General features: G+C 54.5%; 1 protein-coding gene. It reads right to left on the reverse strand.

Translation table 11 applies throughout. The features are described from left to right. Nucleotides 1-90 precede the first annotated feature (90 nt). A complete protein-coding gene (locus KTH89_RS24625) occupies nt 91-1,188 on the reverse strand; it encodes a DUF362 domain-containing protein (protein ID WP_238723466.1) in 1,098 nt (365 codons plus the stop codon). Nucleotides 1,189-1,674 lie beyond the last annotated feature (486 nt).

Consider the following 1,674-nt stretch of genomic DNA (forward strand, 5'->3'; position numbering starts at 1 on the left):
GCGGGCTGCTGCGTCGGCCGGAGGCTCAGTCTGACGCAGCAGCCCGCGAAGCCCTTCCCTGCCGCAGAACGCTCCTACACTGGTGATCCGTTACCAGTTTTCCGCTAGAAAGCGGACCATATCCGCAGAGGAGGGAGGGCATCCGGGTAAGGATTTTTTGAAGCAGGAGGTGCAGGGGCCTACGCCGATGGAGCCGGTGGTTCCCTGATAGCCCTGGCCGATCGCTATCGGGGGAAGGCCGTCCTTTAAACGGGCAGAGCGGTTTAGACGGTCCAGGGCGTAGATGAGGGAACCGTAGCAGGCGCTGCAGGCATCTTTGGGGGCTGTGTATGCGGCCAATTCCTGTACCCGGCGGGTCATGACGGAGGGATGAAAGTTTTCGGACGGCTGGGGTTGATTCAGATAGATCCGGTGGGCATGGGCGAGATCTGTGCTGCCGACGCCCAGTTGTTCCGCCAAGAGGATATAGGGTACGTCCTTGGCGGAGTAGCCCATGGTATCACAGACAAAGGCGTCGCACAGAACCGGATCTTTAAAGCCCAGTATCCGGTTCATAACCACCGGATTTCCTCCTTCCTCGAAATCCAGATCCCCGCAGATGTTATCCACCAGTATAAAGTCATTGCGCGCGATGGTGTTCAGATGGGCGATGGGTTTATGCAGCCCAAGAGTATGAAAACGGCGTTTTTCCGAATCGGGGATAACGCCTTTATTATTTTTTAAGGCGCAGGTAACGGTAGTTTGACAATGTCCCTTCAATACCGGCAGATTAATCATATAATCGACAGAGGCAGCCTGATCGCACAGTTTAATTTTCATACCGTGAGCGTCATACTCCTTCCAGCTATCTTTTTTCAGATCCACAAAGGGAACCTGATAACGGCTGCACACTCGATCGTACCCGGCAGCCCGGAAAGCCTCTCCCGTCCGGTCACCGACCCAGGAACTCTCCATCACCGTAATATTCTCAAACCCCTGTTCCTGCAGATACTCAATCACGCCCGCAAGCAGTTCCCTATGAGTAGTAGCCCCTTCGGCAGGATCCTTAACCGTAACCAAATTCGGCTTCAGCCCGATCTTTTTATCCCGGTCCCCAATATCGGCAGCCACGTCCCCCCGTTCCAACACCTTCTTTGCCATAGATTTATAATCCGTACCATGAATCAAAACAATATCTTTCCTATTCATCAAATACCCCTTTCCCTATAACTATAAGATAACTATAAGATCCAACCCCAGTAACCCCAAAAAATCAAATCACCGCACCTATCTAAGATTAAGAATACCAAACCAAAGACCTGAAATGCAAGACCTACTCCAGCTTTCACCAATGCAGGAGCGGGCAGGGGCAGCCAGGAGGTCCGGGGGCGGGGGACGACTGCCACGAAAGCCAAATCGCTTGAGGCCAGGCCTTAGAACGGGTTACGCAGATGACGGGAGAACCTCGCAGGGCCCGGAATGGTTCTTCCTCGGGTTTGGGTATGCCCGCTGCTTAAGGGCCGGGATGCTCGGGACGGCAGGATTCATTTGTGTCTCCCCGGGAGTGCATAGGGCGGCTGTGCTCCCGCTTAGTGGAATCGGAAAGCCGGGTTCAGGATGCCCGGCGGACTTCACGTCCGACGGGCAAGAGCCTCTGAACCGGGAACACATCACGTGTTCCTGGTGAATAGGCTC

Source organism: Diplocloster agilis (genome assembly GCF_019042275.1).
Taxonomy (GTDB): Bacteria; Bacillota; Clostridia; order Lachnospirales; family Lachnospiraceae; genus Diplocloster; species Diplocloster agilis.